The 12,897-nt window shown below is 59.4% G+C and carries 16 protein-coding genes; 3 read left to right on the top strand and 13 right to left on the bottom strand.

From position 1 onward, the window contains the following. Positions 1-30 precede the first annotated feature (30 nt). Positions 31-1,161, bottom strand: coding sequence for a flavin-containing monooxygenase (locus ACFWYE_RS16965; protein WP_379112926.1), 1,131 nt, complete (start codon positions 1,159-1,161; stop codon positions 31-33). A 158-nt stretch (positions 1,162-1,319) separates the two neighbouring features. Between ACFWYE_RS16965 and ACFWYE_RS16960 the strand changes: the two genes are divergently transcribed. Then, entirely contained in the window at positions 1,320-2,360 is a 1,041-nt protein-coding gene (locus tag ACFWYE_RS16960) for a phosphatidylglycerol lysyltransferase domain-containing protein (RefSeq protein WP_379061755.1), read from the top strand. A 45-nt stretch (positions 2,361-2,405) separates the two neighbouring features. On the opposite strand, the gene ACFWYE_RS16955 is transcribed toward ACFWYE_RS16960, so the two are convergent. Both ACFWYE_RS16955 and ACFWYE_RS16950 read right to left on the bottom strand, forming a co-directional pair. Then, complete coding sequence (locus ACFWYE_RS16955) at positions 2,406-3,167, bottom strand: ABC transporter permease (RefSeq protein ID WP_326890960.1); 762 nt, start codon at positions 3,165-3,167, stop codon at positions 2,406-2,408. After that, entirely contained in the window at positions 3,164-4,090 is a 927-nt protein-coding gene (locus ACFWYE_RS16950) for an ABC transporter ATP-binding protein (RefSeq protein ID WP_379112924.1), read from the bottom strand. Before ACFWYE_RS16950 ends, ACFWYE_RS16955 begins: the two co-directional genes overlap by 4 nt. Positions 4,091-4,384: 294 nt before the next feature. Between ACFWYE_RS16950 and ACFWYE_RS16945 the strand changes: the two genes are divergently transcribed. Further along, positions 4,385-4,648, top strand: coding sequence for a PepSY domain-containing protein (locus ACFWYE_RS16945; protein WP_379061751.1), 264 nt, complete (start codon positions 4,385-4,387; stop codon positions 4,646-4,648). Positions 4,649-4,730: 82 nt separating this feature from the next. Here the strand turns inward: ACFWYE_RS16945 and msrA are convergent, their stop codons facing one another. The 4 genes from msrA to ACFWYE_RS16925 form a co-directional block, all read right to left on the bottom strand. Beyond that, on the bottom strand, positions 4,731-5,474 hold the full coding sequence (gene msrA / locus ACFWYE_RS16940) for a peptide-methionine (S)-S-oxide reductase MsrA (RefSeq protein ID WP_379061749.1): 744 nt from the start codon (positions 5,472-5,474) through the stop codon (positions 4,731-4,733). 98 nt (positions 5,475-5,572) lie between these two features. Then, entirely contained in the window at positions 5,573-5,911 is a 339-nt protein-coding gene (locus tag ACFWYE_RS16935; RefSeq protein WP_379112922.1) for a hypothetical protein, read from the bottom strand. A 96-nt stretch (positions 5,912-6,007) separates the two neighbouring features. Beyond that, a complete protein-coding gene (locus ACFWYE_RS16930; RefSeq protein WP_379112920.1) occupies positions 6,008-6,718 on the bottom strand; it encodes a DUF1223 domain-containing protein in 711 nt (236 codons plus the stop codon). 161 nt (positions 6,719-6,879) lie between these two features. After that, on the bottom strand, positions 6,880-7,920 hold the full coding sequence (locus ACFWYE_RS16925) for a TadE/TadG family type IV pilus assembly protein (RefSeq protein ID WP_379112917.1): 1,041 nt from the start codon (positions 7,918-7,920) through the stop codon (positions 6,880-6,882). A gap of 147 nt (positions 7,921-8,067) precedes the next feature. Here ACFWYE_RS16925 and lepA point away from each other — a divergent pair, with 147 nt between their 5' ends. Further along, complete coding sequence (lepA, locus tag ACFWYE_RS16920; protein ID WP_379112914.1) at positions 8,068-9,876, top strand: translation elongation factor 4; 1,809 nt, start codon at positions 8,068-8,070, stop codon at positions 9,874-9,876. Between the two features lie 106 nt (positions 9,877-9,982). On the opposite strand, the gene ACFWYE_RS16915 is transcribed toward lepA, so the two are convergent. From ACFWYE_RS16915 to ACFWYE_RS16890, 6 genes are read right to left on the bottom strand one after another with little or no spacing between them, the layout of a single operon-like run. After that, entirely contained in the window at positions 9,983-11,032 is a 1,050-nt protein-coding gene (locus ACFWYE_RS16915; protein ID WP_379112911.1) for a CHAT domain-containing protein, read from the bottom strand. Positions 11,033-11,042: 10 nt separating this feature from the next. Then, entirely contained in the window at positions 11,043-11,267 is a 225-nt protein-coding gene (locus ACFWYE_RS16910) for a Trp family transcriptional regulator (protein WP_379112909.1), read from the bottom strand. Beyond that, a complete protein-coding gene (locus ACFWYE_RS16905) occupies positions 11,254-11,484 on the bottom strand; it encodes a hypothetical protein (RefSeq protein ID WP_379112907.1) in 231 nt (76 codons plus the stop codon). The genes ACFWYE_RS16910 and ACFWYE_RS16905 overlap by 14 nt, the downstream gene beginning before the upstream one ends. Then, positions 11,462-11,680: a helix-turn-helix domain-containing protein gene (locus ACFWYE_RS16900; protein ID WP_379112904.1), complete on the bottom strand. Its 219-nt coding sequence runs from the start codon at positions 11,678-11,680 to the stop codon at positions 11,462-11,464. The genes ACFWYE_RS16905 and ACFWYE_RS16900 overlap by 23 nt, the downstream gene beginning before the upstream one ends. Further along, positions 11,667-11,924: a hypothetical protein gene (locus ACFWYE_RS16895; protein ID WP_379112901.1), complete on the bottom strand. Its 258-nt coding sequence runs from the start codon at positions 11,922-11,924 to the stop codon at positions 11,667-11,669. The genes ACFWYE_RS16900 and ACFWYE_RS16895 overlap by 14 nt, the downstream gene beginning before the upstream one ends. Continuing rightward, positions 11,917-12,255 (bottom strand): MarR family transcriptional regulator, encoded by a 339-nt coding sequence (locus ACFWYE_RS16890; protein WP_379112898.1) that lies wholly within the window; start codon positions 12,253-12,255, stop codon positions 11,917-11,919. Before ACFWYE_RS16890 ends, ACFWYE_RS16895 begins: the two co-directional genes overlap by 8 nt. Positions 12,256-12,897: the final 642 nt, after the last annotated feature.

Raw genomic sequence — 12,897 nt, 5'->3', positions numbered from 1 at the left:
GTCCCAGTGGTTTCGCAGCTGCGCCGAGGGCTATCGGCGCCCTGCGATCCTGGCGGCGATCGCCTTGGCTTCCTGGCCCGCGGCGTAGAAATGACCGACGATGCTGGGCTGCATGGAAATGAACCACAGGCCGGGCTGGCTGCCCGGCTCGGCTCCGTTGGCCTTCGGCTTGCCCTTGTCATCCACCACGCCGAGACCGCTCAGCATCGTTTCCAGTCCGGTGCGGTAGCCGGTTGCGGCGATGACGACATCGGCCTTGATCCTTGTTCCGTCGGCCAGCACGACCTGTTCGGGCTCGAAGCCTGCAACAGAGGTCACAACCTTGATGCGTCCGGCCTTGATGGCGGCGATCGCGCCGTCGTCGGCGGATATCGCGACGTGGTCTTCCTTCAACCGGCTGATGCCGCCCTTTTCCACTGGCGCGAAACCGAGCTTGCGAAGATCGCCGAACAGCAGGCGCTGCAGCAGCGCCACCATGAAGTCGCCGACCGGGATCGGCAGCGCATTGGTGATTCTGGAGAAGCGCTGCACGGCGATCTTGCCGACGCGTTTGGGCAGGATGGAGGGGCCGGCGCGGGCAGCAAGGTAGATCATCGCGGTCTTGGCGCCGATCAGGTAGTTCAGCACGTCGAAGCCGGAATTGCCGGCGCCGATGACCAGCACGCTTTTGCCTTCGTAATCCCTGGGGCTGCCGAACGAGGCTGAATGGATCAGCCGCCCCTTGTATGCTGCTGTTCCGGGCCAATCCGGCATCCATGGCACCTTGTCGTGGCCGGTGGCGACGATGATGTGCCTGGCCTTGCGGATGCCTTTGCTGGTGCGGACCGTCCAGTTCTCGCTTTCGCGGGTAAGACGTTCGACTTCGGTGTCGAATTCGACTGCGATGCCGCGCTGCTCGGCAAAACGTTCGAGATAGGCGATCACCGCCGCCTTGGGCGGGAAGGCCGGCACGCCCTTCGGATATGGCATGCCAGGCAGATAGGACATGTCGCGATGCGTGTTGAGCGCCAGCCGCTCATGGCGCTGCCGCCACGGTTCGGCGATCCGGGCTTCCTTTTCGAACACGCGGGCCTTGATGCCATGCCGGGTCAGTGCGTCGGCCGCAGCCAGCCCGGCCGCACCCGCACCGATCACGATCACTTCTTCGATCGTTTCGGTCATATTTCCACCAAATCCTTTCGCGACATCCCAGCCGCAACTTGATTGCGCTATGTGCCACGGACGGCGATATGGCAAGAGAGGGTTGAGGGGTGGCAGCGGCTTGTTGATTCGGAAGACGGATCGATTAGCCGTCTTTGGGTATCATCTGGGCGTATTTCATGGGCTCGCTCCGCAAGGGCATAGACCGCTTCCTCGACGACCGCGCTGCCGCTGTTCCGCGCGCGAACCTGCCGCTTGCCAAGCGGCTGGAAATGCTCGCGCAGCATGGCGATTTCTCGCTCGCCTATTCCACGGCCACGCAGCCGCTGCTGTCTTATTTCGGCGACGAAAACGGCTACGTCGCCTTCCAGACCATGATGGGGCGCCACTATGCGCTGGCTGATCCGGTCGTCGGTGATGCCGATCGCGCCGCGCTGATTTGCCGCTTCGTCGAGATCGCCAATGCGCCCTGGTTCGTGCAGGTCGGCGAGGCGACGGCAAAGGTCCTGTCCGGCCTTGGCTACCAGGTCAGCCGCATCGGCTACGACACGCGGCTGCCGCTGCCGGCGCATGATTTCTCCGGAAAGCCCAACGAAACCGTGCGCTATTCCGAACGCTGGCTGGTCAAGAAGGGATTCACGCTTACCGAGGATACCGGGGGGCTGGCCGATGCCGACGACGTGCGCCGCCTCTCCGACGAATGGCGGGCCGGCCGCATCGTCGCGCGCCGCGAAATGGCTTTCCTCAACCGTCCGTTCCCGATCCTGCCCGGCCCCGGCATGCGCCGCTTCGTGCTGCTGGATCCGGACAACAAGCTCACGGCCTTGCTGGATTTCGACCCGATCTCGAAGGACGGCAAGGTCACCGGCTACACCACTGCCTTCAAGCGCAAGCTGGCCGGTGCTACCCCGCATGCCGAGATCGGCCTGACCAAATTCGCGGTCGACCAGTTCCGCAAGGAAGGCATTTCCGCGGTGACGCTGGGCCTGTCGCCTTTGGCCGACATGGCGCCGAGCGGTTTTCCCGAAAGCACCTTCTGGCGCGGTGCGTTCAGCAGGGCCTTCGATTCCAGGCTGGTCAACCGCCACCGCTTCAACCTTCAGGGGCAGGCTGCCTTCAAGCGGCGCTTCCACGGCGTGGAGGAACCGGCCTACATCGCGTTCAAGCGCGGCACCGCCAGCGGCATGCTGGCGTTGTTGAGATTGCTGAAAGCGATCTGAGCCGGAAGGTCTGGCAGACTGTCCAGGAGCCTGAGCTGGAGAGAATTACGTTCTCAGCCGATAGCCGGTCTTGAAGATCCAGCCGACGACGGCGATGCACAGCAGCAGGAACGCCAGCGTGATGCCGAGGCTGATCTCCACCGGCACGTCGGAATGGCCGAAGAAGGCCCAGCGGAAACCACTGACCAGATAGACGACCGGGTTGAACAGCGAGATGGTACGCCATACGCCGGGCAGCATGTCGATCGAATAGAACGAACCGCCCAGGAAGGTGAGCGGCGTCACCACCAGCAGCGGGATCAGTTGCAACTGTTCGAAGCCGTTCGCCCAGATGCCGATGATGAAACCGAACAGGCTGAACGTGATCGCCGTCAGCACCAGGAAGCCGAGCATCCAGAACGGGTGCTGGATGTCGAGTTCGACGAACAGCGAGGCGGTGGCCAGGATGATCAGTCCGATGCCGATCGACTTGGTGGCGGCCGCACCGACATAGGCGATGACGACCTCCAGATAGGAGACCGGCGCCGACAGCAGTTCGAAGATCGTGCCGACGAATTTCGGAAAATAGATGCCGAAGGAGGCGTTGGAGATCGACTGGGTCAGCAGGGTGAGCATGATCAGGCCCGGCACGATGAAGGCACCGTAGCTCACGCCGTTGACCTCGGTGATGCGCGAGCCGATCGCCGCGCCGAACACCACGAAATAGAGCGAGGTCGAAATGACGGGCGAGATCACGCTCTGCATGATGGTGCGCAGCGTGCGCGCCATCTCCACCTTGTAGATCGCCCAGACCGCGCGATGGTTCATGCCTGCCTCCTCACCAGGGAGACGAAGATCTCCTCCAGCGAACTGTTTTCGGTGTCGAGATCGCGGAACTGGATACCGGCCTGGTCGAGGTCGCGGATCAGCGAGGCGACGCCCGGCCGTTCCGCCTGGTTGTCATAGGTGTAGGTCAGTCGGTTGCCGTCCGGCGAGAGTTCGAGATTGTAGGTTTCGAAGCCTGCTGGCAGCGTGGAGAGCGGATTGCGCAGTTCCAGCTTCAAAAGCTTGCGGCCAAGCTTGCGCATCAGCTCGGCCTTTTCCTCCACCAGGATGATCTCGCCCTTGTTGATGACGCCGACCCGGTCGGCCATCTCCTCGGCTTCCTCGATATAGTGGGTGGTGAGGATGATGGTGACGCCGGATTCGCGCAATTGCCGCACCAGCGCCCACATGTCCTTGCGCAATTCCACGTCGACGCCGGCGGTCGGCTCGTCGAGGAACAGGATTTTCGGCTCATGCGACAGCGCCTTGCCGATCATCACGCGGCGCTTCATGCCGCCTGACAGGGTGATGATCTTGGAATCGCGCTTTTCCCACAGCGACAGGTCTTTGAGCACCTTCTCGATGAAGGCGGGGTCGGCCGGCTTGCCGAACAGGCCGCGGCTGAAGGCCAGCACCGAGCGCACAGTTTCGAACGATTCGACCGTCAGCTCCTGCGGCACCAGCCCGATCAGGCTGCGCGCGGCGCGATAGTCCTTCGATATGTCGTGACCATCCACGGCGACGGTGCCGCCCGAGCGGTTGACGATGCCGCAGATGATCGAGATCAGCGTCGTCTTGCCGGCGCCGTTGGGGCCGAGCAGCGCGAAGATTTCCCCGCGCTTGATATCCAGATTGATGTTTTTCAGCGCGCTGAAGCCGGTGGCATAGGTTTTCGAGACACCGGAAACGGAGATGACGGATTGCATGATGAAAAGGTCTGATTGGAAAGGATTTGCGTTGTGCGCCTGAATGTTGGTTCCTGCAACCCGAAATCAAGGTGGCTGCTGACATATCTCGCCATCACTGGCCATCTGGTCAGGCCCATCTGATCGGGAAGGAGAAACCATCCACGTCAGCCGAGGCCAGGACGCGCAACCCGCCGCTTCCTCATCGGGGCACGGCTTGCGTGCTTGCGGAACGATCGTCAATGCCGTGAGTTATGCACCGGGTAGAAGGGCTATGGTCAAACGCGCATCTCGCGTCAGTTCTGGAGGGATCACATGCGTATCATCACTGTTTTTGCGGCCATTTCCTTGATGGCCGTCGCTGCGCCGGCGGGCGCCCAGGCCAGGGACGTGCCGCCGGCGAACGCCAAGAAACTGTCGGAGATCGTCGCCAAGGTCGAGCAGCGCCAGGACTTTGCCTTCATCGACGAGGTCGACTGGGACAACAAGGGTTACGAAGTCACCTATTTCACCAAGGACGGCGCCAAGGTCGAGATCAAATTCGATCCGGTCACCGCAGCGCCGATGAACCTGCAGTAGGCTGCGTCACGGCTCGCTGCCAACAAAAAGACCGCGCCGGAGACGTTGGCGCGGTCTTTTTATCGGGAGGAGGTTCAGCCGGTCAGCTCTTTGGGCTGGCCGCGACCAGAACCGGCTTGTCCGAGTAGAGATCCGGGAACATCGCCTTCAAATTCTCGATTTTCGGCAGGTCGTTGTAGACGATGTAGGGGTAGGTCGGGTTCCGCTCGAGGAAATCCTGATGATAGCCCTCGGCCGGATAGAACGTCTTGCCGGTCTCCAGTGTCGTCACGATTTTCTTGGGGAACGCCTTCGTCGTGTCGAGCTGAGCGATGTAGTCCTCGGCGATCGTCTTCTGCTCGGCATTGGCCGCGAACACCGTGGAGCGATACTGCGTGCCATAGTCCGGTCCCTGGTAATTGAGCTGGGTCGGGTTGTGCGCCACCGAGAAATAGACCTGCAGCAGCTTGCCGTAGCTTACCTTCGATGGATCGTAGGTGATCTCGACCGACTCGGCATGGCCGGTGTTGCCCGAGCCGACGCGTTCATACTCGGCCGTGTCGGCAGCGCCGCCGGTATAACCGGAAACGGCCTTCGTCACGCCTTTGACGTGCTGGAACACGCCCTGCACACCCCAGAAGCAGCCGCCGGCAAAGACTGCCTTCTGCAATCCGGCCGCCGGTTTCGCGTCGACGGCGGGCGGGGGGATTTTGACGGCCTCTTCGGCGGCGCTGGTCGGCCCCTGCAGGAATGTCAGCGCCGTCGCGGCCAGCGCAAGGCCGGCAAGCGCGGACAGGCCGGCAGCCTTCCATGGCCTTGCTGCCCCGGATTTACGATTTCGGTTCATGCTTGGGCTCCTTCATGAGGGCCGGGCGACGAGGCACTATACGATGACCGCAGCCGTATGGCTTTCACGATCCCGTGCATCGTCGCCCTGGCCAGCATTTACTGCTGGGGTTTCATGGCGTCGGCAGGCTTCATGGCGTCGGCGGGCTTCATGGCGTCGGCGGGCTTCATGGCGTCGGCGGGCTTCATGGCGTCGGCGGGCTTCATGGCGTCGGCCGGTTTCATGGCGTCAGCGGGTTTCATGGCATCGGCGGGCTTCATGGCGTCGGCAGGCTTCATGGCGTCAGCGGGTTTCATGGCATCGGCCGGCTTCATCGCATCCTCGGTCTTCATGGCATCCGCCGGTTTCATGGCGTCTTCGGCATATGCGCCGGCGGCGGTGAATGCGGTCGCGGCAAGGGCAAAAGCCAGCGCCTTCAGGCTGATGGGACGGGTCATGCTGTTCTCTCCTTCGAGGGTCTGGTGGCGCATGGCGCCGGTTGCGCGCGGCCGCTTTGACCGTGCAATTCGAGCAGGCGCTGTCGCGTGCGGTGCCTAGTTGGCGGCCGCGGCCAGGATCGGTCCGCCTTGCGGGGCCTGCACCAGGACGGCGGTGGAAAGGCCTTCGCCGGCCTTGGGCAACGGCAGCGTGGCCGCTTCGCCGGTCCAGGTGCCGAGCCGGGTCAGTGCATGGACGACATTGACGTGCGGCAAGGTGTGGCCGCTGTTTTCGCCGCGCCCCACCGGCACGTCGACGATGCCGGCCCGGTACTGCACCAGCCAGACGTCGGCGCCGCCCGCTGGCGCCTTGCCGGGACCTATGGCTGCCTTGCCGTCGGCGAGTGAAAGGATGGGGCCGCTCGGGGATTTGTCCCTGGCGATCAGGGCCTCGACATCGGACAGCCTGTTGCCGACCGTATCGGCCCGGCCATTGACGACCATCTGCGGTGTGAACGGCCCGCTGCGGCCGAGGGCCGGTTCATAGGTCACCTGCCGTTCGGTGTATTCCGCCCTGCCGAACGTGTCCTTCCAGCCGAGATAGTCCCAGTAGGTCACGGCGAAGGATAGCGCCAGCACGTCCGGCCGGTCCTTCAGCTTGATCAGGTTGGCATTGGCGGGCGGGCAGGAGGAGCAGCCCTGGCTGGTGAAGAGTTCGACCACCGTGAGTGGCTGCGCCGTCGCGGAAGCCATGCCGGCAACGAGCAGGGCGGTTGCCGCCATGCCTCTAGTCGCAACACCCATGCCCCTTTTATTCTTCGCACGCATCGCTTGCTCCGTTTCGCGGCCGTCGGCGGCCTTATCGGGGCATTCGCGGCAATGCGGCCTCCCGTTACGCCGATCACCGCTTCGTGATCCTGCGGGAAAAAGGAACCCGCCGCGGCCTGGGCCGGGCGGGTCTAGAGGACGAGAGTAAACTTGGGGCAGGGCTATTGGGTAAGGGCGGTGGTCGAAGGCTTCTGCGAGAATTCGCATTTGCCGCTCACCGTATAGAAGAAGTCGGCGTTCGAGACCGGCGCCGGTACGGCGTTGCCGCCGTCTTCCCAGGCCTGAGAGCTTGTGTTGCCGCAGGGCACGGCGCGGAAGATGTCGACCGTCTTGCCGGTCTCGACTTCGACCCCGTCCAGATAAAGCCGGTTGGAGGTGGCCGGGTCGTTCGATTTCAGGACTTTCGGGCTCCCGGACGGTACATCCATCTGCAGATAGAGTTTTTCCATCGTCTTGACGTCGATGACGGCGCCGGTGCCGTTGGCGGGCGTCGTGGTGCACAGCACCTGCTTGTCGCCATCCACGAAAGCCCCCGGCTTAAGCGGATTGCTCCAGCTGTTGTAGGCGCTGGTGACACAGGTCTGCGTCTGCTGGACGACTGTCAGCTTGCCCTGGCTGTCGGGGGTGTAGACGACGGTCGTGCCGTAGCCCTTGGTGCCGCCGCCGCCATTGTATTTGTAGTCGATCAGCATCAACGCCTTTTCGGTCGTCTGGCCGAAGGCGGTGCCGAACAGCGTCATCTTCTTGTTCCAGTAACCGGAAGCCTTGTCGATCTTGAAGGTCGCCTCGACGAGTGCCGGCGTCTTGGTCGCCGCCGAGGTGACGTTGATCGTTACGGTGTTGATGGTGGCGAGCCGCATGAAATTGGTCGGCATGTCGTAGGTTGCCGAAGACCTGGCGCGCGACGTACCATCGAGATCGACGGTGAAACTGGTCAGCGTCGCGGTTCCGTCGCCCCTGTTGGCGTCGTAGAAAGCCTGCAGGGCTTCCTGCCGTTTTGCCAGCGTGGTGTCGGTCGGCAGCGTTGTGACGGCCAGTGTTGCCGCGTCCAGTGCGTTCTGCATTTCGCCCTTGGAGTTCACGCCGGAGGTATAATCCACCGAGAGGCCGAGCACGGCAAAGAGCGGCAGCACGGACAGCGCAAAGGCTGGCACGAGCGAGGCATCTTCGGAGGTGAGGAACTTCAGGAAGGGTTTTGGCATGAGCGCATCCCGGGCAACGATCCATCACCGATAGCATGTGCTGTTCCAACGCCCGGCTAATACAACCGCTAAAGATTTAACGGATGTGCGCAACCCCAGCAGCCCCGCCGCTTGCCGGAGCATTCCACCCCTGATAAAGGCCGCGCCATGAGCACGCCCATTTCCAACATCCGCAATTTTTCGATCGTGGCCCACATCGACCACGGCAAGTCGACGCTGGCCGACCGCCTCATCCAGATGACCGGCGCGCTGGAGGCGCGCGAGATGACCGAGCAGGTGCTCGACAACATGGACATCGAGCGCGAGCGCGGCATCACCATCAAGGCGCAGACCGTGCGCCTGAACTACAAGGCCAAGGACGGCCAGGATTATGTGCTGAACCTCATCGACACGCCCGGCCATGTCGACTTCGCTTATGAAGTGTCGCGCTCGCTGCGCGCCTGCGAAGGCTCATTGCTGGTGGTTGATGCCTCGCAGGGCGTCGAGGCGCAGACGCTGGCCAACGTCTACCAGGCCATCGATGCCAACCACGAGATCGTCGTGGTGCTGAACAAGATCGACCTTCCCGCCGCCGAGCCGGACCGCATCAAGGAACAGGTCGAGGAGGTGATCGGCCTCGACGCCTCCGAGGCCGTGATGATTTCGGCCAAGACCGGCATCGGCATCGACGAGGTGCTGGAAGCGATCGTCACCAAGCTGCCGCCGCCGCGCGAAGGCGATGCCGCCAAGCCGCTCAAGGCCATGCTGGTCGACAGCTGGTACGACGCCTATCTCGGCGTCATCGTGCTGGTGCGCGTCATCGACGGCGTGCTCAGGAAGGGCCAGAACATCCGCATGATGGGCACCGGCGCCAGGTATCCCGTCGAACGCACCGGCTTCTTCACGCCGAAGATGATCCAGGCCGACGAGATCGGCCCCGGCGAGTTCGGCTTCATCACGGCCTCGATCAAGGAAGTGGCCGACACCCGCGTCGGCGACACCATCACCGAGGACCGCCGCCCGACGACGGACCCTCTGCCGGGTTTCAAGCCGGCGCAGCCGGTGGTGTTCTGCGGCCTGTTCCCGGTCGATGCAGCCGACTTCGAGGATCTGCGCGCCGCCGTCGGCAAGCTGCGCCTCAACGACGCGTCGTTCTCGTATGAAATGGAAACTTCCGCGGCGCTGGGCTTCGGCTTCCGCTGCGGCTTCCTTGGCCTGCTGCATCTGGAAATCATCCAGGAGCGGCTGGAGCGCGAGTTCGACCTCGATCTCATCGCCACGGCCCCTTCGGTCGTCTACCGGCTGGCGCTGACCGACGGTACGGTGAAGGAGCTGCACAACCCGGCCGACATGCCGGACGTGGTCAAGATCGACCACATCGAGGAGCCTTGGATCCGTGCCACCATCCTGACGCCGGACGACTATCTCGGCGGCATCCTGAAGCTGTGCCAGGACCGGCGCGGCATCCAGGTCGACCTGTCTTATGTCGGCAAGCGCGCCATGCTGGTCTACGAGCTGCCGCTCAACGAAGTGGTGTTCGACTTCTACGATCGCCTGAAGTCGATCTCCAAGGGCTACGCCTCGTTCGACTATCACCTGACCGACTACAAGGAAGGCGACCTCGTCAAGATGTCGATCCTGGTCAACGAGGAGCCGGTCGACGCGCTCTCCATGCTGGTGCACCGCACGGCGGCTGAAAAGCGCGGCCGCGCCATGTGCGAGAAGCTGAAGGAGCTGATCCCGCAGCACATGTTCAAGATCCCGATCCAGGCTGCCATCGGCGGCAAGGTGATCGCGCGCGAAACGATCTCGGCCCTTCGCAAGGACGTGACCGCCAAGTGTTACGGCGGCGACGTCACCCGCAAGCGCAAGCTGCTGGACAAGCAGAAGGAAGGCAAGAAGCGCATGCGCCAGTTCGGCAAGGTCGACATCCCGCAGGCAGCCTTCATCGAGGCGCTGAAGATGGGGGATAATTGATGGTTTCCGTCATGCCGACTTTAGCTCGGCCGCTCGGAAAATAGGTTCACGGAAATGTATTCCAGTCGCTGACCCCAAATTGCCACCTAGGGTCCCAGTGCCGGTATTAAAAGTATTTTATGCGCGACACGTCGACTTCGGGGCGTGCCAGGATTGTTGGCAATTTCGCATCCGGTAACTTCATCGCGGCAAGTGCAATCTTGCCCTGTTCAACGGCAAGTGAGAGCGGCTGGCCTTCTGCTATGGCTGAGTACAGAAATCTCGAAAAATAAGCGGCAGCAGCATCATCAATCGTATCAGACATAGCGACAACTGCTTTGACGTTGTCAAGAAGTTTTTCAGCCTGTTCGGCTGTATCGCAGGCGTTGAGAACAAGAATATCTGGTTTTTTTTGGGTAGATCCAAGAAAGCGATTAAGTAAAGGGTAATTTATGTCAACGCCACCGTCATCATAAATTCCTTCATTGTCAAACGCAATACCCCCTCCACCTCCGTGTCCAGAGAAATGGACGATATTTGGTGAAAATTCATTCAGGGCCTGCAGTAGATCTGTCCACTCTGCTGCTGGATAGTAGTTTACTAAAATTCTGTTTCCGTTCGTTGTCGACTTAAGTGCTCGAACTAGTGTGCGAGCCTCAATGTCAGTACGTAACGGACTGTCGGCGATCGGATTCGTGCCCAGGAAAGCTATCCTGAGAACAATGTCTTTCATGGTTTTTCTTGGTCTTTTATCTCGATTTTGCGATCTTCGCTTACCAAAGAAATTTATAGGTTCTCCAATTTGAATCGTGGGTCGCCTAACTGTCACTAGTCTAGATAGTGACGTTGGATTATTCCGAATTCTGATAAATCGATCTTTTATCGCGTCGATATCTCGTCTCTTCGCATAGAAGTTCTCCACCTTTCCGGTGTTGGGATTCTTACCTCTACCTCTATCCAGCATGCCCAGATTAGCTAGCTTGGCTGCTACTTGTGATACCCGAATGTTTGTCAGGCTTGTCTCGGTTTGGATGTCGCTTACAAATTTTCGCTTAAGGTGTCCTTTTGAGACATTCGTGAAAACGGCGTAAGCTGCCTCGCCGCGTATTGCGTTAGCGAAGAATTCCAGTTTTTCGGGTAAAAAAGCAGCAGTTTGCGATGCGACCACTTTGTCCATTGATCAGATCTCACTTGTCAGTGGCATCGTCAGTTCTCGCAGCGGCTTTTGAGCGTGAGCGGTTACGATTCTTAAGTACTCCATTCGGAAACATTCGGCTTATAGTTGCTTGCCCAACGCCAAGGGTTAGCGCTATTTGCGACTGTGAGTACCCCTTTTCGAGCATGTTTAGCACCATCAGCTTTTTCAATGCTTCGAGTTCTTCCAGTATCGCTTGCAAACTACGATTTTCCATCGAGCGCTCCGCCGGAATATATGTCTTTTGACTGCGATGGGTTCTTAGGTTTGTTGCCGGCTTTGGGGATCATTCTACTCATCGTCGCTTCGCTGATTTCGAGCATCGCAGCGATCTGCTTCTGGGGCACTTCGGCCTTCAACAATTGGAGAACAAGTAATTTCTTTACCGCTCTTACCTCGGTAATGAGTTCCTCAATCTGCTTCTTGTCCATCATCAAAGCCCTGTTTCTTTCCTGGTAGTCGTGCAACCTGCGCCAGAGCGCCCTTGGGGAAGGCGCGGCTTAGGCTGGTTCGATGCATTCCAAGGGCGCTTGCTATATGTTCCTGCTTCAGTCCTTGTCGAATGAGCAAAAGGACAAGTAACTTCTCCGTTGATGTAAGCTTGGGAACATCTCCATCATTCTTTGCCATCCTCTTCCCCCTTGGTGGACTTCAATCCTGCGCGTTTAATGCTTCCATCTTTCCGGGCATTTGAAAGCGCGACGCTCACGGTATTGGCTGTCGTCCCTAAAATGTCCGCAATGTCTCTCGTCAGAAGTCCGGCCTTTCCCAAAAAGAGTATTTTTTCTTTCTGAGAGCCGAGTGCTGCAACGGCGAGATGTGCCTGAATTTTGATGAGTGTGTCGAGTTTTGCGGCGATTTCGTCGTTATTCATCGCTCTTACCTTTTTCCTTTTTCTTTGCGATCGAAATTATTCGGTCTGGAATTTGGTATACATGAACCAATTTATCCTTATTATCGTCAGATATTCTTATCAATACTCCTTCGTCTACCCATTTATTTACGGTCCTGCTAAAATTACCTGAATCTATTTTAAGAGCATTTGATATTTCAGTTTGTGTTCGAGTTCCATCACACAAATTGAAAGCTTCGTACGCCCGACTATTAGCTGCCGGAGACACAATTTCGGCAAGTCTTTCGGGCGTGAACGTTTGACGGGCGATCAAGGACATCATCGCCTTCAAATAGACCTGAGTATTCTCCATATACCCCTCCGCTTAGGTGACGAAACATATGGGAACTGAGTGCGACGATGCAAGGGGAGCGAAGATGACAGCTTTCTGCAGGCAAGTTCTAAAACCTGATATGTCTCTTGAGGATACCAAAATATCTCAATTTATCATTATCTTAGTACTCATCGGTGAGTGGTTTTTTTTAATGTGAATCTGCCATGATACTCTCTGAGTTGTATACTTTTGTGGCTGTCGGCGGCAGGGCATGCATCTGTATATATATATAAGTTCAATGGAATCTAAGGTGATGGCAGGTTTTCTAGCTTTCTGAATTAGAGGATCGCATCGGCTCAAGAGATAGAAACTCGATATCGATTTGCTATTCTGTGCAAGTAAGGCGTTTGCCTATTGTGTGTTGGGTGCGGGTGTTGGACGCTTTCATTTCGCGTTCAGTATGCTTCTCTCTTAATCTTAGCCACGCTAACACTCCCGCACCATGGCTCGTCCCTTCATCCTGATTCCGCTCATCTTGCTGAGTGCCTGCGCGTCCGGGCAGCGGGTGCCGCCGGCCCCAATCAAGACCATGACGTCTGAGGCCACCGAGCCGCTCGATCCGTCGATCAAGCCGCTCAGCCAGGAGTTGGAGGAAGCCGGGCAACAGAAACGGGGTCCGAC

It is taken from the genome of Mesorhizobium sp. NPDC059025, assembly GCF_042739655.1.
Lineage (GTDB): Bacteria > Pseudomonadota > Alphaproteobacteria > Rhizobiales > Rhizobiaceae > Mesorhizobium.
This window is presented reverse-complemented; position numbering and strand designations above follow the sequence as displayed.